The 24,345-nt window shown below is 70.2% G+C and carries 25 protein-coding genes; 11 read left to right on the top strand and 14 right to left on the bottom strand.

Annotation, left to right across the window (positions count from 1 at the left end; genetic code table 11):
• Positions 1 to 55: 55 nt before the first annotated feature.
• The 3 genes from NLX83_RS19270 to NLX83_RS19260 are packed head-to-tail and all read right to left on the bottom strand — an operon-like array spanning position 56 to position 3,642.
• A complete protein-coding gene (locus tag NLX83_RS19270) occupies positions 56 to 1,240 on the bottom strand; it encodes a zinc-dependent alcohol dehydrogenase (protein ID WP_254236466.1) in 1,185 nt (394 codons plus the stop codon).
• Between the two features lie 36 nt (positions 1,241 to 1,276).
• On the bottom strand, positions 1,277 to 2,452 hold the full coding sequence (locus NLX83_RS19265; RefSeq protein ID WP_254236932.1) for an acyl-CoA dehydrogenase family protein: 1,176 nt from the start codon (positions 2,450 to 2,452) through the stop codon (positions 1,277 to 1,279).
• Positions 2,446 to 3,642, bottom strand: coding sequence for a CaiB/BaiF CoA transferase family protein (locus NLX83_RS19260; protein ID WP_254236465.1), 1,197 nt, complete (start codon positions 3,640 to 3,642; stop codon positions 2,446 to 2,448). Before NLX83_RS19260 ends, NLX83_RS19265 begins: the two co-directional genes overlap by 7 nt.
• A 307-nt stretch (positions 3,643 to 3,949) precedes the next feature.
• On the opposite strand from NLX83_RS19260, the gene NLX83_RS19255 reads away from it, so the two are divergent.
• Entirely contained in the window at positions 3,950 to 4,162 is a 213-nt protein-coding gene (locus tag NLX83_RS19255; RefSeq protein ID WP_254236464.1) for a hypothetical protein, read from the top strand.
• 103 nt (positions 4,163 to 4,265) lie between these two features.
• Here NLX83_RS19255 and NLX83_RS19250 read toward each other — a convergent pair whose 3' ends face one another.
• Positions 4,266 to 5,606: a sensor histidine kinase gene (locus NLX83_RS19250; RefSeq protein ID WP_254236463.1), complete on the bottom strand. Its 1,341-nt coding sequence runs from the start codon at positions 5,604 to 5,606 to the stop codon at positions 4,266 to 4,268.
• Positions 5,596 to 6,282, bottom strand: a complete 687-nt coding sequence (locus NLX83_RS19245; protein WP_254236462.1) for a response regulator transcription factor — start codon at positions 6,280 to 6,282, stop codon at positions 5,596 to 5,598. Before NLX83_RS19245 ends, NLX83_RS19250 begins: the two co-directional genes overlap by 11 nt.
• A 45-nt stretch (positions 6,283 to 6,327) precedes the next feature.
• On the opposite strand from NLX83_RS19245, the gene NLX83_RS19240 reads away from it, so the two are divergent.
• Positions 6,328 to 6,960 carry a hypothetical protein gene (locus NLX83_RS19240; RefSeq protein ID WP_254236461.1) on the top strand — a complete coding sequence of 211 codons (633 nt, stop codon included), beginning with the start codon at positions 6,328 to 6,330 and terminating at the stop codon, positions 6,958 to 6,960.
• Between the two features lie 315 nt (positions 6,961 to 7,275).
• Here NLX83_RS19240 and NLX83_RS19235 read toward each other — a convergent pair whose 3' ends face one another.
• Together NLX83_RS19235 and NLX83_RS19230 are read right to left on the bottom strand one after the other, a co-directional pair.
• Positions 7,276 to 8,253: a hypothetical protein gene (locus NLX83_RS19235; RefSeq protein WP_254236460.1), complete on the bottom strand. Its 978-nt coding sequence runs from the start codon at positions 8,251 to 8,253 to the stop codon at positions 7,276 to 7,278.
• 31 nt (positions 8,254 to 8,284) lie between these two features.
• On the bottom strand, positions 8,285 to 9,475 hold the full coding sequence (locus tag NLX83_RS19230) for a S1 family peptidase (protein ID WP_254236459.1): 1,191 nt from the start codon (positions 9,473 to 9,475) through the stop codon (positions 8,285 to 8,287).
• Between the two features lie 290 nt (positions 9,476 to 9,765).
• Between NLX83_RS19230 and NLX83_RS19225 the strand changes: the two genes are divergently transcribed.
• Complete coding sequence (locus NLX83_RS19225) at positions 9,766 to 10,266, top strand: TetR/AcrR family transcriptional regulator (RefSeq protein WP_254236458.1); 501 nt, start codon at positions 9,766 to 9,768, stop codon at positions 10,264 to 10,266.
• 47 nt (positions 10,267 to 10,313) lie between these two features.
• On the opposite strand, the gene NLX83_RS19220 is transcribed toward NLX83_RS19225, so the two are convergent.
• The 3 genes from NLX83_RS19220 to NLX83_RS19210 all read right to left on the bottom strand — a co-directional run bounded on the left by NLX83_RS19220 (position 10,314) and on the right by NLX83_RS19210 (position 12,728).
• Positions 10,314 to 11,165, bottom strand: a complete 852-nt coding sequence (locus NLX83_RS19220; protein WP_254236457.1) for an oxidoreductase — start codon at positions 11,163 to 11,165, stop codon at positions 10,314 to 10,316.
• 106 nt (positions 11,166 to 11,271) lie between these two features.
• On the bottom strand, positions 11,272 to 11,676 hold the full coding sequence (locus NLX83_RS19215; protein WP_254236456.1) for a hypothetical protein: 405 nt from the start codon (positions 11,674 to 11,676) through the stop codon (positions 11,272 to 11,274).
• 74 nt (positions 11,677 to 11,750) lie between these two features.
• On the bottom strand, positions 11,751 to 12,728 hold the full coding sequence (locus NLX83_RS19210; protein WP_254236455.1) for a TIGR03557 family F420-dependent LLM class oxidoreductase: 978 nt from the start codon (positions 12,726 to 12,728) through the stop codon (positions 11,751 to 11,753).
• A 72-nt stretch (positions 12,729 to 12,800) separates the two neighbouring features.
• Here NLX83_RS19210 and NLX83_RS19205 point away from each other — a divergent pair, with 72 nt between their 5' ends.
• The 4 genes from NLX83_RS19205 to NLX83_RS19190 all read left to right on the top strand — a co-directional run bounded on the left by NLX83_RS19205 (position 12,801) and on the right by NLX83_RS19190 (position 16,156).
• The gene (locus NLX83_RS19205) at positions 12,801 to 13,541 is read left to right on the top strand and encodes an SDR family oxidoreductase (protein WP_254236454.1); all 741 of its coding nucleotides are present in this window, start codon (positions 12,801 to 12,803) and stop codon (positions 13,539 to 13,541) included.
• Between the two features lie 30 nt (positions 13,542 to 13,571).
• Entirely contained in the window at positions 13,572 to 13,718 is a 147-nt protein-coding gene (locus tag NLX83_RS19200; RefSeq protein WP_254236453.1) for a hypothetical protein, read from the top strand.
• A 61-nt stretch (positions 13,719 to 13,779) separates the two neighbouring features.
• Positions 13,780 to 13,980: a helix-turn-helix transcriptional regulator gene (locus NLX83_RS19195; RefSeq protein WP_254236452.1), complete on the top strand. Its 201-nt coding sequence runs from the start codon at positions 13,780 to 13,782 to the stop codon at positions 13,978 to 13,980.
• 88 nt (positions 13,981 to 14,068) lie between these two features.
• A complete protein-coding gene (locus NLX83_RS19190; RefSeq protein ID WP_254236451.1) occupies positions 14,069 to 16,156 on the top strand; it encodes an NB-ARC domain-containing protein in 2,088 nt (695 codons plus the stop codon).
• Here NLX83_RS19190 and NLX83_RS19185 read toward each other — a convergent pair.
• Positions 16,150 to 17,799: a hypothetical protein gene (locus tag NLX83_RS19185; RefSeq protein ID WP_254236450.1), complete on the bottom strand. Its 1,650-nt coding sequence runs from the start codon at positions 17,797 to 17,799 to the stop codon at positions 16,150 to 16,152. The genes NLX83_RS19190 and NLX83_RS19185 overlap by 7 nt on opposite strands.
• Before the next feature lie 289 nt (positions 17,800 to 18,088).
• On the opposite strand from NLX83_RS19185, the gene NLX83_RS19180 reads away from it, so the two are divergent.
• From NLX83_RS19180 to lexA, 3 genes are all read left to right on the top strand, one after another.
• Positions 18,089 to 18,394 carry a hypothetical protein gene (locus NLX83_RS19180; protein WP_254236449.1) on the top strand — a complete coding sequence of 102 codons (306 nt, stop codon included), beginning with the start codon at positions 18,089 to 18,091 and terminating at the stop codon, positions 18,392 to 18,394.
• 165 nt (positions 18,395 to 18,559) lie between these two features.
• Positions 18,560 to 20,161 carry an outer membrane protein assembly factor BamB family protein gene (locus NLX83_RS19175; protein ID WP_254236448.1) on the top strand — a complete coding sequence of 534 codons (1,602 nt, stop codon included), beginning with the start codon at positions 18,560 to 18,562 and terminating at the stop codon, positions 20,159 to 20,161.
• A gap of 25 nt (positions 20,162 to 20,186) precedes the next feature.
• Positions 20,187 to 20,840: a transcriptional repressor LexA gene (gene lexA / locus NLX83_RS19170; protein ID WP_254236447.1), complete on the top strand. Its 654-nt coding sequence runs from the start codon at positions 20,187 to 20,189 to the stop codon at positions 20,838 to 20,840.
• 4 nt (positions 20,841 to 20,844) lie between these two features.
• On the opposite strand, the gene NLX83_RS19165 is transcribed toward lexA, so the two are convergent.
• A complete protein-coding gene (locus NLX83_RS19165) occupies positions 20,845 to 21,201 on the bottom strand; it encodes a YciI family protein (protein ID WP_254236446.1) in 357 nt (118 codons plus the stop codon).
• Positions 21,201 to 21,857, bottom strand: a complete 657-nt coding sequence (locus tag NLX83_RS19160) for a class I SAM-dependent DNA methyltransferase (protein ID WP_254236445.1) — start codon at positions 21,855 to 21,857, stop codon at positions 21,201 to 21,203. The genes NLX83_RS19165 and NLX83_RS19160 overlap by 1 nt, the downstream gene beginning before the upstream one ends.
• Positions 21,858 to 22,043: 186 nt before the next feature.
• Here NLX83_RS19160 and NLX83_RS19155 point away from each other — a divergent pair, with 186 nt between their 5' ends.
• Positions 22,044 to 22,586, top strand: a complete 543-nt coding sequence (locus NLX83_RS19155) for a hypothetical protein (protein ID WP_254236444.1) — start codon at positions 22,044 to 22,046, stop codon at positions 22,584 to 22,586.
• A 444-nt stretch (positions 22,587 to 23,030) separates the two neighbouring features.
• On the opposite strand, the gene NLX83_RS19150 is transcribed toward NLX83_RS19155, so the two are convergent.
• Entirely contained in the window at positions 23,031 to 24,230 is a 1,200-nt protein-coding gene (locus NLX83_RS19150) for a cytochrome P450 (protein WP_254236443.1), read from the bottom strand.
• Positions 24,231 to 24,345 lie beyond the last annotated feature (115 nt).

Raw genomic sequence — 24,345 nt, 5'->3', positions numbered from 1 at the left:
GAGGTGACCGGACAAGGCCTGGGGGCAGGTCCGGTCACCTCGTCTCTTTTCCGGGCTAAGGCTTCAGCAGGATCTTGACCGCGCTGTCCTGCTTCTTCTGGAAAGCTTCGTAGGCCTGCGGCGCTTGGTCGAGTGATACCTCGTGGGTGGCGAAACCCTCTACGCCGAGCGGATCATTGTCGGTGAGCAGCGGCATGATGTCGTCGACCCAACGGCGCACATTGGCCTGACCCATTCGGACCTGGATCTGCTTGTCGAACAACGTCAGCATGGGCAGCGGATCGGCCATACCGCCATAAACGCCGGACAACGAGATGGTGCCGCCCCGGCGAACGATGTCGATGGCCAGGTACAGCGCCTCCAACCGGTCCACACCGGCCTTCTGCATCAGCGTCCGGCTGAGCGCGTCCGGCAGGAAACCGGTCACCTGCTGCGCCAGCTTGGCGGTCGGCGAACCGTGGGCCTCCATGCCGACCGCGTCGATCACGGAATCGGGACCACGGCCACCGGTGGACTCGCGGATCAGCTCCGCCAGGTCCTTGTGGTGCTCGCGCAGGTCGTAGACCTCCACACCGTTGCGGCGCGCGCGTTCCAGGCGCTCCGGCACCAGGTCGACACCGATCACCCGCCCGGCGCCGCGCTGGAGGGCGACCCTCGTGCACATGTCCCCGATCGGCCCGAGCCCGAGCACCGCAACGGAACCGCCCTCCGGCACCGCCGCGTACTCGACCGCCTGCCACGCGGTGGGCAGCACGTCGGAGAGGTAGACGAACCGGCTGTCCGGCGGGCCGTGCGGCACCCTGATCGGCAGCGTGTTGCCGAAGGGGACCCGCAGGTACTCCGCCTGCCCGCCGGGGACCTGGCCGTAGAGCTTGGTGTAGCCGAACAGCGCCGCGCCCATGCCCTGCTCGCGGACCTGCGTGGTCTCGCACTGCGACTGGAGCCCCTGGTCGCACATGTAACAGGTGCCGCAGGAGATGTTGAACGGCACCACGACCCGATCGCCCGGCTTCACCTCGGTGACCGCGCCGCCGACCTCCGCGACCAGCCCCATCGGCTCGTGCCCGAGGATGTCGCCGGGCGTCATGAACGGGCCCATCACCTCGTACAGGTGCAGGTCCGAGCCGCAGATCCCGGACGAGGTGATCTCGACGACGACATCCGTGGGCTCACGGATCTCCGGATCGGGGACGGTGTCCACCCGCACATCGCGTTTTCCGTGCCACGTCACTGCCTTCATGGCAGCGGGATACCACCGCCCGACCGGGGCAAACGGTCAGCGGAACGCGGAGTGGCCGGTGAGGGTGGCGCCGAGGCTCAGGGCGTGCACCTCCTCCGTCCCCTCGTAGGTCGCGACGGTCTCCAGGTTCAGCATGTGCCGCAGCACGGGGTAGTCCAGCGTGATCCCGTTGGCGCCGTGGATCGACCTGGCCGCGCTCGCCACGCGTTGCGCGGCACGGACGTTGCCGAGCTTGCCGAGGCTGATGTGGCTGTGGTGGCAGGCCCCGCTCTCCTTCAGCCTGCCCAGGCGCAGCGCGGTCATGCCCGCGTGGTTCACGTCGAGCACCATGTCGGCCAGTTTGCGTTGCGTGAGCTGGAAAGTCCCGATCGGGCGGCCGAACTGCTCGCGGGTCTTGGCGTAGTCCAACGCGGCCAGGAAACAGGTCCGGGCCGCGCCGACCACGCCCCACACGATGCCGAAACGTGCTTCGTTGAGGCACGACAGCGGAGCCCCGAGCCCTTCCGCGCCCGGCAATATCGCGGTCGCGGGCAGGCGAACACCGTCGAGGGTGATCGACGCGGTGATGGACGCGCGCAACGAGAGCTTGCGCGGGATCTCCCGCGCGGTGAAGCCGGGGGAGGAGGTCGGCACCACGAAACCGCGGACACCCGAGTCGGTCCGCGCCCAGATCACCGCGATGTCGGCGACGGAACCGTTGGTGATCCACATCTTCGTGCCGTCGAGCACCCAGTCCGAGCCGTCGCGCCGCGCGCGGGTGCGCATCGAACCCGGGTCACTGCCGGAATCCGGCTCTGTGAGGCCGAAACAGCCCAAGAGCGTGCCTGCGGCCATGCTCGGCAGCAGCTCCTGCTTCTGCTCCTCTGAGCCGAAGCGGTGGATCGCGCCCATCGCGAGCGAGCCCTGGACCGACACGAAGGACCGCACGCCGGAGTCGACCGCTTCCAGCTCCCGGCAGGCGAGGCCGTACGCGACGTCGCCCGCGTCAGCGCAGCCGTAGCCGGAGAGGTGCATCCCGAACACGCCCAGCTCGCCGAATTCCCTTGCCAGCTCCCGAGGATCGGGAATGGTGCCCGCGTCGAACCAGTCGGCGACGTTCGGGGCGAGCCGCCGTGCGGCGAACGTCCGCACGGTCGCGGCGATAGCGCGTTCGGCGTCGTCGAGCTGGCCATCGAGGTCGAGGAAGTCCTGTGCGTCAGGGGTTTTCACGATTTCTCCTGTGTGCCAACGAGACCGGCTTCGGAAAGAGCTGCGATGCGCTCAGCGGAGACGCCGAGTTCGGTCAGGATCTCCGTGCTGTGCTCGCCGAGCAACGGCGGCGGTGACTCGAACGACTGCCCCGTCATCGAGAATCCCGGGCGCACGAGGTCCAGCGGCCCCGCCGTCGGATGCCGCACGGTGACCGTCGCCGGATCGCCCGCTCGTGCCGCTGCGGCCAGCGCATCACGAACACCGCGGATCTCGCCGACCGGAATCCCGCGCTCCAGCAGAACTTCCACCCACTCGCGACTGTCCTTAGTAGACAGTCTGCTTTGGATGATCGGGATCAGCGAATCGCGGTGCTCGACGCGGGACGGATTGGTGGTGTAGCGGGGATCTTCGGCAAGAGCGGGCAGGTCCAGCGCCGCGCACAATGCTCGGAAGAGGGTGTCGTTGCCCGCCGCGACCATGATCTGCCCGTCGCGCGTCCGGAAGGCTTGGTACGGAACGATGCTGGGATGCGCGTTGCCGTGGCGCGCGGGCTCCTCACCGGAGACGATCGCCGTCTGCGCCAGGTTCACCATGCCCGACAACGCCGAGTCCAGCAGCGAGACCTCGACGTGGTCACCGTGACCGGTCACCGTCCTGCGGTAGAGCGCGCCGAGGATGCCGACCGCCGCGTTCAGCGCCGCGAGGACGTCGGTGATCGCCACGCCGACCTTGGTGGGTTCGTCACCGGTGACCGACATCAGGCCGCTCTCCGCCTGGATCACCGCGTCGAAGCCGGGGCGGTCCACCGGCTGCCGCCGCGCGCCGAACCCGCTCACCGAGCAGTAGACGAGCGCTGGGTTGGCCGCGCGCAGCCGCGCGGCGCCGAGGCCGAGCCGGTCGGCAACACCCGGCCGGAAGTTCTGCACGACCACGTCGGACCGCACGCACAGCGCGCGGACCAACTCCTGCGTTTCGGCGGTCTTCAAGTCCACGGCGAGGCTGCGCTTGCTGCGGTTCAACGCGAGGTAGTACGCCGCCTCGCCGCCCGCGTGCGGCGGTCCCCACGCGCGCGTCTCGTCGCCGCTGCCAGGCTGTTCGATCTTGACGACGTCGGCGCCCATGTCGGCGAGCAGCATCGTCGCGTAGGGCCCGGCGAGCACCCGCGACAGGTCGGCGACCCGGATACCGGAGAGCGGTCCAGCAGCGCGCATACCCCCATCGTCACCCAGCGCCCGCAATGGTTTGCACCCGACCCAGCCTCGGAATCAGCCGCACGGTGCGTGTCCGGGCAATTACTCAACAGCGTCAAGTGAATATTTCGGAACGCCCTGACCTGCGGAAATGTCGAGGTAACGGCGGTATGTCTGTATTCGTCGGCCAGAGAATGCCATGATGGATGGGCTTCGCGGGACGTTCTTCCCCCGCTTGCCGCGCCGCGAGCGTTCAGCCGCGCGGCGCCGCTCGGATACGACCGCAATGTCCCGGACCCTCCCCGACCGGGACGAAAGAAGGTGCCGCATGACCTGGGCAAGACACGCCAGCCCCGTTGTTGAGCACGGCCGCATCGCCGAAGCACGCGCAGTCGAGAAGGTCCACTGCGAGATCCAGAACGGCAGGGCGGCCCGCACCGTCGCCGTGCACGCCGCCGACGCGGACGACTGCCGCGAGCTCCTCGAGATGCTCGGCCTGGCCGCCGACGAGGGCAAGCGCGCCCTCCAGCAGCAGACCTGACCCCACCGCACCTCCCCGCCCGGAGGGGTCGGCTGGTCTTCAAGTACCACGAACCCTCGCGCCGGAAACCGGCAATGACGGCGAACCCCCGGGTTCGCGGTGGTTATCGGTGATCATCGGCGGGGTCTGCCGCACGTGAAGACCGCGACACCCCGGTGCTCGCGTCCGCGGCGGGTAGGTCGAGGCGAATCCGGGTGCCGGACATCGGCCCGGAACTGATCCGCAGCGACCCGCCCGCCGCGCGCACCACCCGGTGCGCGATGTCCAGGCCGAGCCCGGTGGAGCCCGCCCCGCTCGTGCCCCGGCTCAGCGCCTCCTCCGGATCGGCGATCCCCGGGCCCGAGTCGTCGACCAGGATCGTCACCACCCCGGCCCGGTTGCGCACCCCGAGCGCGAATCCGACGCCCTCCTCGGTGTGCCGGAAAACGTTGCCCAGCAAGGCGTCCAGCACCGCGGCCAGCTCGTCGCGGGCGATCCGCACCGGCGCGGGGTGATCCGCGCCGACCTGTCGCCACGGCCGGTGCTGGTCCTCGGCGAGCGCGGCCCAGAACGCCAGCCGCTCCCGGCCCACCAGCGCGGCGTCGCAGCCCGTCGCGTCCCCGTCCACCAGGCCCCTGCGGGCCCGTCGGATGATCTCGTCCACCTCCCGCTCCAGCGCGTGCACCGCACTGCGGATGCGTTGCGCCCCAGGACCTTCGCCCAGCGTCTCGGCGTCGAGGCGGAGCGCGGTCAGCGGGGTGCGCAGCCGGTGCGAGAGGTCCGCGACGAGCTCGCGCTCCGCGGTCACCAGTCCGCCGATCCGTTCCGCCATGCCGTTGAAGGCCGCCGCGGTCCGCTCCAGCTCCGGCGGGGACGACACCTGCACGCGCGTGCCCAGATCGCCCGCGCCGATCGCCTTCGCGCCCTCGGCGAGCGTGCGGGCCGAGCGCACCACCCTGGTGCCCAGCCGGTCCGCGATCAGCACCGACAGCAGCACCAGCGCGAGCGCGACGGCGGTCAGCGACACCCACGCCTCGGTCACCCCGCGCTCGAGTTCTTCCTGCGGCACAAACGATTCCACCAGCGCCGTGCGGCGCTCGCCGAGCGCGACCGGTTGCAGGACCACCTTGCCGTCCATGACGTCCACAGTGGACGCGTGACCGCGCCGCATCGCCTCGGTCAGCTGCTCGCGGCTGGCCCGGCTGGTGCCGATCTGGCCGCCCTCCGCCGGGTGCACGGCGATCCGCTGCGCCAGGCCGAACTCGGTGGAGGCCAGCGCGGTGGCGATGGTCAGCGGGTCCGCGGTGATCGCCAGCACCGGGGTCAGCGCGCTGGCCTGCCGCTCGGCCTCGGTCAGCGCCCGGTCCCGCGCCAGGTCGTAGACGACCAGCATCAGCGGGACGAGGAAGGCGAGCGCCACCATCGAGGTCACCGCGAGCGAGACCAGCGCCAGGCTACGGCGCACCCGGGATCTCCAGCCTGATCCCGACCCCGCGCACGGTGTGCAGGTACACCGGCGCCGACGCGCTCTCGCCGAGCTTGCGGCGCAGCCAGGACACGTGCACGTCCAGCGTCTGGTCGTCCCGGCCCGGCGGCAGCCGCCACACCTCGGCCAGCAGCTCCTCCCGGCTGATCACCTTGTGCGGCCGGGCGACCAGGTAGGCCAGCAGGTCGAACTCCCGCCGGGTCAGCTTCAGCTCGGTGCCCGCCAGCCGCGCCTGCCTGCTGTCCAGGTCCACCGTGATCGCCCCGGCCGAGAACGCGCGCTCCGCCGCTTTCGGCCTGCTCCGGCGCAGCACCGCGGCCAGCCGCGCCGCCAGGTGCTCCCCGGAGAACGGTTTCACCAGGTAGTCGTCGGCGCCCTCGCGCAGCAACCGGATGATGTCGGCCTCGGTGTCCCGCGCGGTCGCGGCGATCACCGGGACGTCACAGATGCCGCGCATCATCCGCAGCACCTCGACCCCGTCGATGTCCGGCAGGCCCAGGTCCAGCACGACCGCGTCCGGCACCGCCCTGGTGACCTCGCGCAACGCGTCGAACCCGGTGCTGACCGAGTAGGTCACGTAGCCGAAGTCGTTGAGCGCCCGGACCACGGCGCCCCGGATGGCGTCGTCGTCCTCGACCAGCAGCACCGATGGCATGGCGGCACGTTAACCGGTCTTGCCAGGTGATGGCACGATAGAGTGATGAAGCGGCGGCTGGGGTATCTCGGCTTGTGGCTGGTGGCGACGGTCCTGGCGGTCGGCATGGCCTGGCTGGGCCTGCGCTCCGTGCTGGTCGCGGCCGCTCCGGGACGCATCGACCTGCTCGACCAGCTCGGCGCCGACAGCCCCCGCGCGACCGACGTGGTGGCGCTCGGCCCGCCGACCTCCGTGCCCGGCGCCACCGATCCGACCAGCCGCGGCCCCTCCGGCATCCCGATCCAGCCGCCCGGCCCCCACCCCGGTCCCGGGGGCCCCAGCGCGACCACCCCGCCGTCGTCGAGCCTCCGGCCGACCGAGAACGGCACCAAGCCCTCCACGTCCCGGCCCGGCACCACGACCACCACGAGGCCGCAGACCGACCCCAGCCCGCTCGGTCAGCCCGAGCCGCAGACCCGGACCGTCCGCACCAGGGGCGGTGACTCGACGCTGCGCTTCGCCGAGAACGACGTCTCCGTGCTCACCGCGCGCCCGGTGTCCGGCCACGCGGTGAAGGTGGAGCGCACCTCGGCCACCTCCGTCGTCGTCACCTTCTCCTCGCCGACGTCGCTCTCCCGCATCCAGGCCGCCTGGAACGAGGGCCCCGCCTGGCGGATCACCGAGTACCAGTACCACTAGCCCCACCCTGGCCCCGCCCTCCCGACCCAGCCCGGTTTTTCCGTTTCGTACTCTTATCGGGCTTTAGAGCGCTCTAATTTCCCGTTAAGAGTACGAAACGGGCGTCTCTCCTCCGCCCCGGCCCAGCGATGCGACGCACGGGCGAAGGGGAAGGCGGTGGTGCGGGGAGTGCGGGGCGCGATGGGCCGGACCCACTCTAGCTCGCCACCCCACGTGGGCCGCCCCAATGACTCATTCGCTCCGTTGAACGTGCTGAATGAGTCATTCGGTGCGCTCAACCACCCCAATGACTCATTCAGCACGTAAACGTTGGGGTTACCAGTTCCAGGTGATGCCGTGGAAGCCCTTCTGGCAGTCGAGGGCGTGCAGGTAGGCCATGCGCGTGAGGTCTACGCTCACCGCCCGCCGGTCGTCCCGCGCGCCGAGGCCGAGCCTGGTGGAGCGGTGGCAGTGCGCGGGCAGTTCGCCCTCGAACCGCACCTGCAACAGGTACTGCGGCACGTTGGTGCGCAGGCACCGCTCGTAGGAGGTGCTCGCCGCGGCACCGGCCTCGTCGAACTGCACCTCGTACTCGACCAGCACGCTCTCGCCCTTCGCCAGCCTGCGCGCGAAGAACAGCTCGTTGACCATGACCATCCGCTCGCGGTCGAAGCGCGTCACGCAGCGCTGCCCGGACAGCGAGCGCAGCCCGGTCGGCAGCGGTTGCTCGGCGTCCCCTCGGAAGATCACGACCAGCCGGTCGGCGCCGTCGGCGTTGGCGCGCTGCACCTGGCAGGAGCGGATGCGCCGGATGCAGCGGTCCGCGCCCACGGTCACCTTGTCGTGCAAGGAAAGCGCGTCGAGCTTGATGTTGATGTGCTCGTAGGAGGTGCCCAGCGCCTTGCTCACGTCGGAGTCGGCGCCGTAGAGGTCGGTCAGGCTCAGCCGCTCCGGGGTGCGCACCCCGCGCCCGCGCGGCCGCGGCGGCCCGATGAGGCTGCTCAGCGACCGGCGCGGCAGCCGGAGGATGTCCTCCAGCAGCGCGACCGCGCGCAGCGAGTCGGCCCGTTCCGGACGCCGCCGCCCGCGCTGCCAGTAGCTCAGCGTGGACAGGCTGACCGTGACACCCAGCGTGGCGAGCCGGTCCTGGATCCGGTCCAGCGGCAGCCCGCGCCGGTCCAGCGCGGTGCGCAGCGCCAGGTCGAACGGGCCGGTCCGCAGCACCTCGCTGAGCTCCTGGTCGATCGTGCGCTGCTGGGTCGGAAGTTGGTGGGCCGGAATCTGGTGGGCTGGGATCTGGTGGGCCAGGGTCATTGCCGAAACACCCCCCGAAGGTGTCGCCGGGTCAACTGGTGGTCAGGGTCAGGCGGTAGTGCGACAGCGCGTCGGTCAACGGCTGGAAGTACGAGGACTTGCCGGACTGCGCACCGCCGTTGAAGGTGCACTGCTGGCCGATGGGACCGCCGGAGGTCATGCCCTGGGCCTGGTCGCCGGAGATGTAGGCGCCGCCGCTGTCGCCGGGCATGGTGCACACCGTGGAGCTGCCGAGGCCGGTGACCGTGGTGCTCGGCCCGCCGTTCGGGTCGGTGTAGGTGACCGAGACGTCGTAGGAGCGCACGGTGCCGCAGGTCCAGCCGCTGGTGGCGCCGGACTTGCACATCGCCCCGCCGACCGCGGTCCGCGCGGCGCCGCGCACCGCCGGGCTGCCCGCGCTGGAGCCGTGCGTGTACACGCTGGTGGCGATGGAGTCCTCGCCGTCGATCTTGGCGATGCCCATGTCCACACTGGCCCGGCCCTGCGCGAAGCGGGTGTTGGTGGTGGTGCCGAACTGCGTCGTCCCGCTGTAGAGCGGCCGCGAGTCCTTCAGGCAGTGGCCCGCGCTGACCAGGTAGCGGTTGCCCGCGCCGTCCCGCGCGCCGAAGCCGACGGAGCAGTAGCCGCCGCCGCTGGCCGAGAAGGTCATCTTCGCGCCGGGGGAGACCGAGACGTGCGCGGCGAGCGGGGTGCTGTCGTGTTCGACGCGCACCGCCGCGCCGTGCCGCCGGGCCGCGGCGAGCAGGGCCCGCGCCTCGGGCCGCGTCTCGTCGCTGACCCGCACCGTCACGGTGTCGGTGGCCAGGTCGGTCTGCCAGGAGGTGACGCCGACCGGGACGCCCGCCGCCGCGACGCCGTCGAGCTCGCGCTTGATCGCCAGCAGCCCGGACTCGCCCTTGGCCGCGCGCCGGGTGGTCAGGCCCAGCCCGGCGGCCTTGGCGGCTCCGGCGTCGGAGGTCGCGTTGACCACCAGGCGGCCCGCGGCGTCGAAGAACGCGCCGTCGACGGCCCCCGCGCCCTGGAGCTGGGTGAGCTTGCCCTGCTGTTCGACCTGGGCGTGGAGGCGATCGGTGGCCTCCCGGGCGCTGACGCCCAGTTCGGCGGCGAGCGCGGAGACCATCCGCGGGTCGAAGGCGGGCGCGGCCGAGGCGGTGCCCGCGCCGAGCGGCAGCAGGGCCGCGGCGGTGAGCCCGGCGAGCAGTCTGGAACGAGAAAGTGTCATTACGATTCCTTCGCAGGGTGAAGAAGAACCGTGCAGGGGTGACGGCAAAACTGTGACGTGCACCCCACGTAACGACAAGACCTGGCGCTCGGATCGATTTTAACAGAATTCCGGGGAAATTGTTTACGTACTCTTCGTGGTCAATCTAAGGAATTGTTCCGGTCATTTTAAGGTGCCATTAAGGTGGGGTGTTGACTTGCGGTGCGAACCGGTGGGGTGTACCAGTGGTACACATGCCGCTGCCGCGCTTCACCCGTCTGCCGGGAGACCGTAGGGCCGAGATACTGCGCGTGGCTAGGGCGCATTTCGCGCGGGAGTCCCCGCAGCACGCCTCCTACAACCGGATCATCGCTTCCGCCGGTATCTCCAAGACCGCGGCCTACCACTACTTCGACGGCCGCGACGATCTGCTCGGCACCGTGCTCGAAGATGTGGAAGCCCAGCTCATCGCCAGTCTGGGGCGCTGGGTGCCCGCCGGGGGCGCCACCCGCTTCTGGGCCCAGCTCGGGGAGCGCACGGCGCGGGTGAAGGAGCACCTCGCCGCCAATCCGGATGATCTCGCACTCGCCTCGGCGGCGTTGGAGAGAACGGACGGGGCCGGGCTCGCGGCCTGGCTGACCGACGTCATGGACAACGGCAGGCAGCTCGGAATCGTGCGCTCCGATGTTGATCCGGATCTGCTGTTGGTGGCGACAACGGCGGTTTTTCGAATTGCCGACGCGTGGCCGCCGGAGCAGGTGCGGCTGTTGCTCGCCGGTCTGTGGTCCACACCGGAGAAGCCCGCCCGTTAACAACCCGGGCGGGCATAACTCGCGATGATGCGAGCAATCGCGTGGTGTTATGGCAGTCGGCCGTCGACGGCATCCGGGAAGTCGGTGGACTCGGCGATCTCGCGCCACTGCCTCACGTCGTCGGCGATCTCGGTCAGTTTCGCCTCGATGCCCGCCACCGCCGACGACCCCAGCGGCAGGTGCAGCGGGGCCCGCTCGGCGTCGGCCACCACGAGGATCGCCGCGGCGGCGCGGACCGGGTCGCCCTCCTGGGTGTGGTTGGTCTCGGCGGCCCACGCGCGCATCGCCCCGGCGCTGGCGTCGTAGTCGTCGATCCGCCCCTGCGCGGTCTGCAACGAGCTGAGGTCGAGGAAGTCGGTGCGGAACGGACCGGGTGCCACCGAGGTCACCTGGATGCCCAGCGGGCCCAGCTCCTGGCGCATGGCCATGGAGTACCCCTCGACGGCGTGCTTCGTCGCGCAGTACGCGCCCCAGCCCGGCCACGAGACGAACCCGCCGATCGAGCTGAGGTTGAGGATCCGCCCCGACCGCTGCGGGCGCATGACCGGGAGCACCGCCCTGGTCACGGTGAGCAGGCCGAAGACGTTGATGTCGAACAGCTTCCGCACTTCCTCGTCGCTGGTCTCCTCGACCGCGCCGACCTGGCCGTGGCCCGCGTTGTTGACCAGCACGTCGATCCGGCCGAACCGTCGCACGGTCACGTCGACGGCCGCGCGTGCCTGCTCGGCGTCCCGCACGTCCAGCTCGACGGCGAGCAGCTCCGCGTGCGCGCCGAGCGCGCTCTCGACCTTCAGCGGGTCACGGGCGGTGGCGACGACGGAGTCCCCGCGCTCCAGCGCCTGCCGCGCGATCTCCAGGCCGAAACCGCGGGACGCGCCCGTGATGAACCAGGTGGTCATTGCCCAACTCCCAGGTGTGTGCCGTGCTTGACGGCGCAGAGCCTGCATCGGGCGGGCAGCCCCAACCAGGTCCCGTCGGACCCAGGAACGGCGCGACCACCCGGGGTCAGCGCGCGTGCGAGGGACAGGTCAGCACGGGGTGCGGGTTCCAGCCCTCGGCGGCGAGCCAGGTGAGCAGCACCGTGGGCAGCCGGTCCGCGGCGACCTCGTTGGCCAGTTCCCCGATCAGGAACAGGTCCAGCCCGCACAGCTCGCAGGCCAGGAACTCCAGGCCGTGGTGCGGCTGGCAGGCGGCGCAGAACCGGCGCACGGCGATCTGCCCGGCCGCGGTGATCTCCAGCCACTGCTGGTCGATGTCCCTGGCGTGCTGTTCGGGGGAGGAGGCCGGGGCGCGGTGGCAGCTCGGGCAGAGCAGCGCGTCCGGCGCGCGCTGCTCGGGAATGCGTTGCCCGGCGTCGGCCGGTGCCTGCTCGAACAGGCTCAGCTGTGTCACCGACTCGTCCTGGTCCACGGCTACCTCCCTGCGCTGCCCTCCCGCCCAGTGTCGTCCGGAGTCCTATGTGGACCGGGCAGCGACACGGGATCTCACATCGCTTCGCTGAGCGCGGGCAGCAGCTCCTGTGCCGCGAAAGCGAAGAAGTCCGTCTGGTGCTCGCCCCCGATCTGGACCAGCGCCAGGTCGGTGAAGCCCGCGTCGGCGTACTCCCGCGCGCTCTTGAGGATCGGCTCCACGTCCGGCCCGCAGGGGATCGAGGCCGCCACGTCCTCCGGCGTGACGAACTGGGTGGCCCCGGCGAAGCCCGCGGTGCCCGGCAGCTCGGCGTTGACCTTCCAGCCGCCGCCGAACCAGCGGAACTGCTCGTGCGCCCTGGCGATCGCGTCGTCGCGGTCGGCGTCCCAGCACACCGGCAGCTGGCCGATCTTGCGCGCGGTGCCCTCGGCCCGGCCCACCCAGTGCTCGTCCCACTCGCGGCAGATCCGCTGCTCGGGCTGCACGGCGATCATGGCGTCGGCGACCGGGGCGAACCGCGCGATGGACTCGGCGCCGGAGACCGCGACCGCGATCGGCACGCGCGCCTCCGGCAGGTCCCAGAGCTTGGCCGAGTCCACCCGGAAGTGGTCGCCCGCATAGCTGGAGTGCCCGCCGTCGAAGAGCCCGTGGATGATCTGCACGGCCTCGGCCAGCATGTCGTGCCGCACGTCCAGCGACGGCCAGCCCTTGCCGATGACGTGCTCGTTCAGGTTCTCGCCCGAACCGAGCCCGAGGGTGAACCGGTTGCCGGAGAGCAGTTGCAGCGTCGCGGCCTTCTGCGCGACGACGGCGGGGTGGTAGCGCATCGTCGGGCAGGTCACGTACGTCATCAGCTCCACCCGGCCGGTGACCTGGGTGACCGCGCCGAGCACGCTCCAGGCGTACGGCGCGTGGCCCTGCTCGTCCAGCCAGGGCGAGTAGTGGTCGCTGCAGACCTCGAACGCGAACCCGGCGGCCTCGGCCGCGGCGGCGTGGCTGACCAGCTGTTTCGGTCCGGCCTGCTCGGTCATCAACGTGTATCCGATGCGCATCCCGCAGAGCTACCCGTTCTGCGGGAGATCAATCGATAGCACCGCTAACGGCATAGTGTTATCGTCGATAACATGAGCACCGAGCAGACGCGAGTCGTGATCGTCACCGGCGGATCGAGGGGAATCGGCCGCGAGGTGGCGCAACGCCTTGCCTCCCAAGGGTTCCCGGTCGTCGTCAACTACGCGGGCAACGACGCGGAGGCCGCCGCCGCAGTCGAGGCGATCACCTCGGCGGGCGGGCGCGCCATCGCCCACAAGGCCGACGTGAGCGATCCGGAGGCCGTCTCCGGGCTCTTCGACGCGGCCGAGAAGGAGTACGGCGGCGTGGACGTCGTCGTGCACGCCGCGGGAGTGCTGAACGCGCTGAAGCCGATCGCCGACACCGACTTCGACGAGTTCGACCGGGTGCACCGGATCAACGTGCGCGGCACCTTCGCGGTGGCCCAGCAGGCCGCGCGCCGGGTGCGCGACGGCGGGGCGATCATCACCTTCTCCACCTCGGTGCTGGGTCTTTCCCTGCCGGGGTACGGCGTCTACGCGGCCACGAAGGGCGCGGTCGAGGCGATCACCATGATCCTCGCGCGTGAGCTGCGCGGGCGGGACATCACCGTCAACGCGGTGGCCCCCGGGCCGACCGCGACCGAGCTGTTCTTCGACGGCAAGAGCGAGGAGACCGTCGCCAGGATGGCCGCCCAACCCCCGCTGGAGCGCCTCGGCCACCCCGCCGACATCGCCGAGGCGGTCGCGTTCCTGGCCGGACCGGCGCGCTGGGTCAACGGCCAGACCCTCCGCGTCAACGGCGGCATCGCCTGAGCTCGGGCGGTCTGCTCCATCCCGCTCGTCATGCTCGCGTTCGCGCCGGAAGCGGGGGGCTACGCGGCGATCGGCGGCTCGGTCCTGGCCCTCGTCATCGCGCTCGTGGTTCACCGGTTCACCTCGCGGCAGCCCCCGCCACCCGCGGAGGCCAGTGAGCACGGGTGGAGCGGATGATCGACCTCCGCGCGTCGAGGGACGCCTTCTGGGTGACGGTCACCGCGCTGCTGATCTAGCCGTGGACAACGACCTCCCGCGCCTGCGCGCCGAGCACGGCCTGTCGCAGGGGGCGCTCGCCGAGCGGTTGGGCGTGACCAGGCAGACGATCATCTCGATCGAGAAGGGCAGGTTCGACCCGAGCCTGCCTCTCGCCTTCCGTATCGCGCGGCTCTTCGAGTGCCGCATCGAGGACGTCTTCCGGCCGGACGAGACCGCCTGAGGCAGCTGCCGGAAGCGCGCTCCCCGCGTGCGGCGATGCCGTACCGTGGGTTTTCGATCACGGAGTGCGAGCGCGGCCGGGAGTGGACATGAGCACAGCGGGCTCGGACGGGCCGCACGTCCGCAACGAGGTCCGGGACGTCCACGGCATCTCCGTCCAGGCGGGCACCCACCACGGCGACAACCACATCCACCTCCCCTCGGCCGCGGACGTGCTGCCGCGCCAGGTTCCCGCCTCGCCGGAGGTGTGGGTCGACCGCGAGGACCATCTGTCCATATTGGACACATTGGGCTCAGGCAAGCGGATCGCGGTCGTCCAGGGGCCGGAGGGGGTCGGCAAGACCGCCTTGTCGCACAAGTGGGCCGGCCGCGTCGCCGCCCGGTTCACCGGTGGACAGCTCTACGTCGACTTCGCCGCCTTCCGCCAGGAGTCCGGTTCGATGGAGTCGGCGGTCGGCGAGGCCCTGGCGAGTTGCCTGCGGGCGTGCGGAGTGCCCCAGTGGCTGATCCCGGACGGCCTCGCCGCACGCAGTTCGATGCTCCGGTCCCGGATGCCCGAGGCGGCGCTGATCGTGCTCGACGACGTCATCGACTCCGCCCAGGTCGGCCCGTTCGTGCCGAACTCGGCGGGCAGCGCGGTCCTGGTCACCAGCAGGCACCGGCTGGCGGAGCTCGTGCTCGACGACGCGGAGTACTGCGAGCTGACCGGGCTCCCCGAGGCCGACGCGCTGCTGTTGCTGCGGAAAACCGTTGGCGCGCAGCGGATTGACGCCGATGCGGAGGCCGCGCGGAGGATCGTGCTGCTCTGCGGCGGGATGCCGATCGCGCTCCGCGTCGTCGCCGGGCGGCTCAAGCACGAGCGGCACCTGCGGCTCGCCGACCTGGTGGCGCAGGCCGAGGCGGCGACCGGGCTGGACTTCTTGACGATCGGGAGGAAGCGCATCGTGGCCGCGGTCTTCGACAACGCCTACCGGAACCTGTCGGAGCCGCTCGCGCGCTTCTACCGCGGGCTGGGCGTCCTGCCGGTCCTCGACATCACCCCGGACGTCGCCGCGTTGGTCTCCGACGACGCCGTGGCGTTGCTGGGGGAGTTGGTCGATGTCAACCTCATCGAGGAGCGCGACGACCGTTTCCGCTTCCACGGCCTCATCCGCCGTCACGCCGAGGAACGCGCGAGGGAAGAGGAAACCCCCGAGTCGCGCGACCACGTTCTCCGCCAGGTTCTCGGGTACTACCTGGCGTACACGGCATTCGCAGACCAGGCGGTCATGGGCACCCGCACCCGGATCGCCGACCACGACAAGCTCAAGGCGGGACACCGCAACCCCTTCAGCGACAAGACCGAGGCACTGGAGTGGTTGGACAGCGAACGCGCGAACCTCCTCGCCGTGCTGCGCGCCAGTGCCGAGCGCGGATGGCACGAGCCGACCTGGCAGCTCGCCGAAGCACTGGTCGCGTTGTACTTCAACCGGCGCTACATCGCGGACTGGTTGGAGGCAACGGACCTTGGCGTCGCCGCCGCTCGTGCCGTGGGTGCCGAGCGCGCCGAAGCCCGCCTGCGCATCACGGTTTCCCGCGCCTACACCGATCTCGGGAACCTGGACCGGACCCGCCAGGAGCTGGAGATCGCCCTCGACCTCCTCAAGGACTCGGGCGACAACGTGCTGCTCGGTTCGGTGTGGGAGTTCTACGGGCGCTACTGGGACAACGTGGACCCAGTGCGTGGCGAAGAGGCGTACCTGAAGTCGATCGACTTCAACGCGAAGGCGAAGGAGTGGCGCGGCGTCGCGCTCGCGACCTACTTCCTGGGAGGCAACCTCCTGCGCCAGGGTCGCGTCGACGAAGCGCTGGAGAAGCTGGACCGCGCGCTCGAAGGACTGTGGTCGGAAGGCAGGATGGCGGGGCGGGTCCTGGCCAGCCGAGGTGAGGCGTTCGCCGCGCTCGGTGATCTCACGAGAGCGGCGAGCGACCTGAGGGCTGCGATCGCGACCCTGGTGGACAGCAAGGTCACCCACTACGAGGCACAAGCACGTGTCAGCCTCGCCGAGGTCCTTGTCCGGCAAGGCGACATGGCCGCGGCGAAGGCCGAGTTCGAGCGCGCGCTGGAGATCTATCAGAGCGTTGGCAGCCCGGAAGCGGCCAAGCTCGAAGCGCGGCTCGCCGAACTGGATCAGTAGGGGCGCAGGACGACGGTGCTCCGGTTCGTGCCGACCTGGAGCGTCAGTTCCCCTTCGCGCAGAACGCCTTCGAGCAGCGCGACGTAGACGGCCGACGCGAGTGCCGCCACATCGGACTTGCCCTCAACGGAAACCCTTTTGCCGCCGCGAATCAGTGCTTCGCATCCATCCACAGTGGACACTGCCGCGATGCGGCAACCCGGATACCTGTCAAGTGTCTCCGACAGATCCTGTCCCACGATGATCGACGCGATGTCGAACAGCAGGACGTTCCGCTCACCCCAGCGCACGACCAGGTGCCGCAACTCGTCGGCGGTGGCCTCGGGAAGACGACCACGAACCGTTGCGGGGCAACGGGTCAGCGTGATCGTCGAATCCGCCAAGCTCCCACGAACCTCGTGGGAGAACACCTCGGCGTCATCGGGAGCAGGATCGGCGGCAGCGCGCAAAGGCACGTCCGTCCCCGGCACCGCCAGGCCCAGCAGGTCGTAGCAGATCTTCCGCAGCAACGGCGCCGCGGCACCGGGCATCGCGAAGGCGCGCTTGGTGATCCCGTCGAAACGGTGTGGATCGTGCTTGGCCAGCGCCAGGTCGATCTGCTCGCGCAGGCCGGTGCGCGCGTCGAGCCGATCGGCCACTTTGCCGAGGTCCGCCAGTGCGGTACCGGAGACGATCTCCGAGCCGAACGCCGCCAGGAGCAGCGATTTCCCCATCACAGCACCATAAAAGCTCACTGAGCCGTGATCGCCGATCACCACGTCCGAGGCGATCAGCGTGGCGTGCCAACCCCGAGTGGGCGGGATCAGCAGCAGTCCGGCTGCCACCGCGTTGTGCAGGCGCCGTCGCAGATCCCAGTCGGAGTGCCACGTCCAGACGTTCGGGTGCACGACGGCGGCCACCCGGTACTCGTCGGCCGGTAGCTCCGCGAGCAGCCGCTCCGGCAGTTCTTGCCAGGTCCCCAGGATCGACTGCGCGCCCCACGTGGACGTGATCAACACCAGGCGCTGGTCGTCGGCGACGCGCAGGGCCTTCCGGTAGTGCGCGCGCAACGGCGTCCCGGCGAGCAGCGCGTCGTAGCTGCTGTCCCCGCCCAGCACGGTTTTCCCGATGGTCTCCGGGCAGGCCGCGCCCAGCTGCTCTGCCTGCTCCTGTTGCGTCACCAGGTGCCAGACCTGCCTGCCCGGCAAGCGGTGCGCGGGCACCAAGCCGGAGAGCCGGGTCCCGGCGCTCTCCGAGTCCGGTACGAGCTTGTGAAAACCGATGCCGTGCGGCAGCACGAGGATCGGCGCGCGGACGTCGAACCACTCCAGGTCCACGTTCTCGCTCGCCGTGATCACCAGGTGGTAGCGGCTTCGCGGCACGTTCTCCCACGCGATGTACTTCGCGGAGAGCGCGGTGATCAGGTCGACAGCTCCGGCGGAGAACCGCGAGGTCTCGTTGACGGTGAACACGATCTCCACGTGCGTGTCGCCGAGGAACGCTTCAAGCGCTTCGAGCAGGCGGATCGTGGAGGTGAGGGTGCGCCCGACCGCCAGGATCACGGGCTCGTCGCCGAAAGTGGACCAGCGGTGCGCGTCCTGGGCAGCGGGGCCGTGGCGCGGGGGATTACCGCCCACGTCTACCCCGGCCCGATGCGCCAGCACGAACCCATCCTGACGACAAGAACGGGAGATCGCTCAGCGGGAAGCGGGCCTCCGGGCCTCCGGGCCTCCGGGCCTCCGGGCCTCCGGGCCTCCGGGCCTCCGGGCCTCCGGGCCATTGTTGATCTTAGTCGGCGCCGGGCGGGGCCGTGGTCGTGGGGTGCGCCCGGCATGGTCTCGTCCGCTCTTCCGAAATGGCTGTCCGCAGGCACTCTAGCCAGTGCGGGACCCCTCCCGGTCGGCGCGCTTACGGTCACGCGCCGTCAGCACACACGACGCAGGGAGGCAGATCATGCGGAGAGCACTGGCCAGACTCCTGGTACTCGCCACCGTCGCCGGCGGGGGCACGTTCCTGGTCGCGACGGCCGAGGCATCGCCCACCCACTGCAGCAGCCGGGTGACCAACTACGGCACCGGGGGCGCCGCGATCTGCGCGCGCCGGACCGGCTTCTACCGGGTCACCATCACCTGCACCCCGGCGAGCGGTCGCGTCTACTTCCGCGAAGGCCCATGGCTGAAGCCGGGCCAGGGTGAGAGCAAGGCGAACTGCAATCGTCCCGACCGGGTGACCTACCACGCGGTGCAGAAGCGGAACTGACTCGCGACGACCTTTCGGGCAGAGGCGTGATGGTCCAGGTTTTTGCGCGCGGGGAGGGGTGGAGAACGAACCGAAAGCATGACGACGCGGTAGTCCGCCCGCGCCATGCTTGTCCCCGGTGGGACCGCTCTCCACCCTGACGAGATCCAGACGAAGGGACCGCGCGTGCTCGGACGACGCAGGCTCCGATCAGGCAGTGTCCTGATCGCGCTCCTCGCACTCTGCCTCGCGGGCACGACCGTGTCCGCCGCCCCGCCCGGCCAGGTCCAAGGGCGCGCGGCGGAGTGGACGAGCTGGCAGAAGGACCTCGTCGGGAGCAGGCACAACGCCGCCGAACGCAAGATCACCGAGCGCACGGTCGCCGACCTGAAGCTCAAGTGGGCCTTCGCCTTCCCGAAGGTCCCGTTCCTCACCGCGCACAGCCAGCCCGCGATCGTCGACGGGATCATGTACTTCGGCGGGCCGGACGGGCTGTTCTACGCGCTGGACGCGAAGACCGGCGCCACCAAGTGGACCTTCACGCTGAAGACGGTCGACCCGGAGCTGCGCCGCGCCGTCGTGCGCAACAGCCCGGTGGTGGCCGGGGGCAAGGTCTACTTCGGTGACCTGCGCGGCTACATGTACGCGGTGAAGGCGAGCACCGGCGCGCTGGAGTGGGCCACCCGCCTCGACACGCACGCGGAAGCACTGATCACCAGCTCGCCGATCCACTTCGCGGGCAAGCTCTTCGTCGGTGTCTCCAGCGACGAGAGCTCGGCCGCCGCCGACTACCCGTGCTGCACCTTCCGCGGTCAGTTCGCCTCGATCGACGCCGTGACGGGCAAGGTGCTCTGGCGCCACTACACGGTGCCCGAGCCGAAGGCCGTCGGCACGTGGCCGAGCGGCGCCACCCGCTTCGAGCCCTCGGGCGCGGCGGTGTGGGCCTCGCCGTCGGTGGACCCCGTCACCGGGACGGTCTTCATCGGCACCGGGCAGAACTACACCGGCACCACCGGCGACAGCGACACCGTGCTCGCGCTGGACGCGTTCACCGGCAAGGTGCGGTGGAAGCGCCAGATGACCCACCCGGACACCTGGCGCCTGATCTGCGTCGACCCGTCCGCGCCGCCCGGGCACTGCCCCGGCATGGAGAACGGCACGGCGCTGGACTTCGACATCGGCTCGCTGCCGAACGTCTTCACCGTCAAGGGCCGCACCCTCGTCGGCATCGGCCAGAAGAGCGGTATCTACCACGTGCTCGACGCCCGCACCGGTGAGTTCGTCTGGCAGCGGCAGCTGTCCAAGCCGCGGCCGAACGACCTCGGCCAGTCGGGCATCCTCTGGGGCGGCAGCTACGACGGCGAGCGGCTCTACGTGGCCACCAACGACGCCAAGCCCGGCGCGCTGCACGCGCTGGACCCGGCCACCGGCGCCCTGCTCTGGAAGACGCCGAACCCGGCCAACGGGTGCGGCTGGGGCGGCTCCGCCCAGTACCCGGACGAGTGCATTCTCGCCAACCGGCCCGCGGTCTCGACGACGCCCGGCGTGGTCTACGAGGGCAGCGCGGACGGCAAGATGCGGGCCTACTCGGCGCGCGACGGCCGGGTGCTGTGGGAGTTCGACACAGTGCGGGATTTCCACGGTGTCAACGGGATCACCGGCCGCGGCAGCGGGATCTCCGCGGCGGGTGGCGCGGTGGTCGTCGACGGCATGATGTACGTCCACTCCGGCTACCACCCGACCTACAACAACGACAAGGGCTACGTCCTGCTCGCTTTCGGGCTCTAGGAGCGGTCGATCTACCATTCCGCGGGTGACCGCCTACGACGATCTCGACCACCTCGACACCTCGACGCTGCCGCAGCGCCAGTTGCAGATCCTGGCCACGATCCGGGACTGGGTGCAGGAGTACGGCTACGCGCCGAGCACGCGGGAGATCGGCGAGGCGGTCGGCCTGCGCTCCGCGTCGTCGGTGTCCAAGCACCTGGCGAGCCTGGAGGAGCGGGGTTTCCTGCGGCGCGGCAGCACGGTCTCCCGGCCGATGGACGTGCGGTTGTTCCTGCGGCAGTCGTCCTCGGCCCGGGAGTCCGGTGACGCGGTGCCCGTCCCCGTGGTCGGCGACATCGCCGCGGGAACGCCGATCTCGGCCGAGGAGCACATCGACGACGTGCTGACGCTGCCCCGCGAGCTGACCGGGCGGGGCACCGTCTTCGGGCTGCGGGTGCGGGGCGACTCGATGGTCGACGCGGCGATCTGCGACGGCGACATCGTCGTGGTGCGGCAGCAGAACGAGGCCCACTCGGGGCAGATCGTCGCCGCGATGATCGACGAGGAGGCCACCGTCAAGGTGTACCGCCGCCGCGACGGCCACGTGTACCTGGAGCCCAGGAACGACGCCTACGACGTGATCGACGGCGACCGCGCCGTGGTGCTGGGCGTCGTCGTGTCGGTGCTGCGCAGCGTCTGAGCGGTCAGGGCAGGTCTTCCTCCTCGACGACCTGGCGCACCTCGATCTCGACGTCCTGGAACATCGCGGCGTAGCGCTCGGCGAAGGCGACGGCCTCGGCCCGGTCCTTGGCGTTGATCACCAGGAAGCCGCCGATGACCTCCTTGGCCTCGCTGAACGGCCCGTCGGTGGTGGTGATGCCCGCGTCGGCGGTCTTGCGGACCCGTGCGCCCTTCTCGGACGGGTGGACCCCCTCGCCGGTGAGCAGCACGCCCTGCTCGGCCGCCTCCTGGACGAAGGCGCCGACCTCCTCCACGAACTCCTGGCCGGGGTTCCACTCCGGCGCGCTCTCGTCGAGCCTGTGCATCAGCAGGAAACGCATCACTGCTCCTCGGTCTCGTTCCGGCGGTGTGCGAAGAGCATGCCCCCTGGGAGCCGCCCGTCGGGCTCGAGGAGCACTTCCGCCTCGATCGTGAACCCCGCGTCCCGCAGCCAGTCCGCGACCGTGGCGGGTCGGCGCAGGTGGACGCGCACGTTCATCGGATGACCGCCGTAGCCCTCCGTCTTGAGCCGTGACTCGTCGCCGAGGTGGAACCCGAGGAGCAGGCGGCCCCCGGGCCGCAGCACGCGCTTGAAGTGCGCGAACACCCCCGGCACGTCCTCATCCGGGATGTGGATCAACGACCACCAGGCGAGCAGCCCGGCCAGCGAGGTGTCGGCGAGGTCCAGGTCGGTCATGGAACCCACCTCGAACCGCGTGCCGGGGTGCTCCGCGCGGGCGATGCGGATCATCGCGGGGGAGAGGTCGACGCCCATCGCGTCAACGCCGAGAGCGCGCAGGTGGGCAGTGACGTGCCCCGGCCCGCAGCCCACGTCCGCGACCGGGCCGCCGCCGTCGGCACGGACGAGCTCGGCGAACAACGCCAGCGCCGAGCGCAGGAACGGCAGCCCGGAGAGCCTGTCGCGGAGCAGGTCGGTGTAGCTCGCGGCGACGGTGTCATAGGAGCGACGGGTGTCCGCCAGCCAATCAGCGCTCATGGCCGGAGACTGTAGCGACGAACAGCCCAGTCGATTTTCGCCTGTGGTGCGGTGGTCGGACAGTCCGTGTCATTTTTTCCATCGCTCACATTTTGTAGGCGATATGTAGGCGTGCTGCTCCACCCTTTGCTGCGGGCATTTCCTGCGATGTCCACAAGCGATAGGGGTAACATGAGGGCAACGGTAGTGAATCGAGCCAGAGGAATAGCGGTCGCGCTGGCTGTCTTCGGCCTGCTCGGCACCTCCGCGGCGGAAGCGGCACCTGCGCCGGCGGACGGGACCACCGCTTCCGAGGAACTCTTCAGTCCCATCACCGAGGCCGACATCCTCGACCCGAGCGTAGCGACGCCGGAAGGCGTGCTGCCGCCCGACGAGGCGGACGGGGGCGTGGACAACAACCCCAACCACGCGATCGCCTGGTTCCGGGCGCGCCTGGGCAGCACCGCGTTCGAGGGGTACTGCGAGCGCGCCGCGCGACTGTCCTGGAATCGCACCAGGGTCCACCCGTCGGCGATCGCGCACTGGCGCGCCGAGGGCCCGAGGCACACCACCGGGCGGCCGCCGAGGGGCGCGTTCGTGTTCTGGAACACCAGCAAGTGGGGGCACGTCGGCGTCGCGGACGGCGCCGGTGGCTTCTACTCGACCAGTGTGCGGGGAAGGATCGGCCACGCGAAGAGCGTGAGCTACTTCCGCAACTACCTCGGCTGGATCAAGGGTAGTCGCAGTTAAACGATTCTGTTCCCGCGGCCGGTGACTGCTCCGGCGGGCCGCACAGTTGGGAGCCGTTCGGCGCAGTTCGACTCGCCGTCGGCTCCCAACGCGTTGCTCACCGAGATTGCCCGACTACCTCATGAAGTTCTTCTCGGAACGTGAACCCATATCCGGACGATCGATTGTCCGGAACCAGTGAAGGGCGAGAAAAGCCCGTCATGGTGCGGGTTGTGAAAGAGAAGAGGATTGGGTATGTCGAAGCTTCGCAACGTTGTCGGCGTGGTCGCCGGTGCCACGCCGGTTACCGGCAGCACTGCAACCCGAGACCGCAGGGCAACCAGGGGCTGGCCGCCGTGGAGGTCAAGGGGTTCAACGACCAGAACCAGTTCCGGTGACCGTGCGGGTCAACTTCACCTGCTGACCACCCGCGCCCACGAACCACCCCTCATCCCCACCGCCTGCTCACCACGCCACCGGAAGACTGCTCGGCCCGTAGATCACATCGCTCTCGCGCATGCGCGGGACGACGCCGGGCTCGGCGAGCCGCAGCGCGGGGAAGCGCTCGAACAGGGCGGTGTAGGCGATGCGCAGCTCCATCCTGGCGAGCTGCTGGCCGAGGCACCGGTGCACACCGTGCCCGAACGCCACGTGGCTCGCGGAGTTCGCGCGGTCGAGCAGCAGCTTGTCCGGGTCGGTGAAGACGCGCGGGTCGCGGTTGGCCGCGGGCACCGAGATCGTCACGGTCTCACCCGCCGCGATCAGCTGCCCCTCCAGTTCCACGTCCTCCAGTGCCGCGCGCACCGGGACGCCGTACTGCGGGATCGACAGGTAGCGGAACAGCTCCTCGATCGCCTGCGCATTCGGGTCGGCCAGGAAAGCCTTGAGCTGCAACGGGTTCTCCAGCAGCGCGTACACGCCGTGCGCGATCATGTTCGTGGTGGTCTCGGTACCGCCGACGAAGAGCATCATGCTGATGTTGACCAGCTCCTCGTCGGTCAGCTCGCCGTCGACGACGAGGGCGCCGAGCAGGTCGCCCTCCGTCGGCGCCGCGCGCTTGGCCGCCACCAGCGAGTACATGTAGCCGACCGTCCTGCCGTACGCCGCCATGATCGCCTCGGGGTCGGTCATGGCCGCGACCTCGTCGGTCTGCATGGCGAAGAGCTGGCGGTCGGCCTCGGGCACGCCGAGTAGTTCCCCGATCACCAGGCTCGGGACCGGCGTCGCGAAGATCGACACGAGATCGGCGGGCGGGCCCGCGTTCTCCAGCGCGTCAAGGCATTCGGTGACGATGCGCCGGATGCCCGCCTCGAGCGAGCTCAACCGCGCCGCGGTGAACTGGCGCATGAGCAACCGCCGGTAGCGGGTGTGCTCGGGCGCGTCCATCGTGATGAGCTGCCCGGGCTGCGCGGGCGGGATCTCCCCGGCGAAGGTGAGCACCGGGGTGTGCTGCAACTCGGCCCGCGCGCTGAACCGCGCGTCCGCGAGCACGGCGCGGGCGGCGGCGTGACTGGTCACCAGCCAGCCGACGTGCCCGTCCGGGTAGGTCATCCGGCTGACCGGCCGCTCCTCGCGCAGCTCGGCCAGCTCGGCGGGCGGGTCGAAGGGGCAGCCGGTGGCGCGCTTGGTCGGCAGAGCGACCGGGCCGAGCTCGTACGTGGTCATCAGACACCTCGCCTCATCACTGTGCCGCAGCACTGTGCCGGGGAAGCTACCACCGGGCTGAACGCATTGTGCCGCAACGCTTTCAGCTCTATCGAAGAGATAGTCCGTTTCGGAC

The sequence above is a fragment of the Allokutzneria sp. A3M-2-11 16 genome (assembly GCF_024213555.1).
In the GTDB taxonomy this organism is placed as follows: domain Bacteria; phylum Actinomycetota; class Actinomycetes; order Mycobacteriales; family Pseudonocardiaceae; genus Allokutzneria.
The sequence above is the reverse complement of the archived record's forward strand: the minus strand, read 5'-3'. Positions and strand labels throughout refer to the sequence as shown.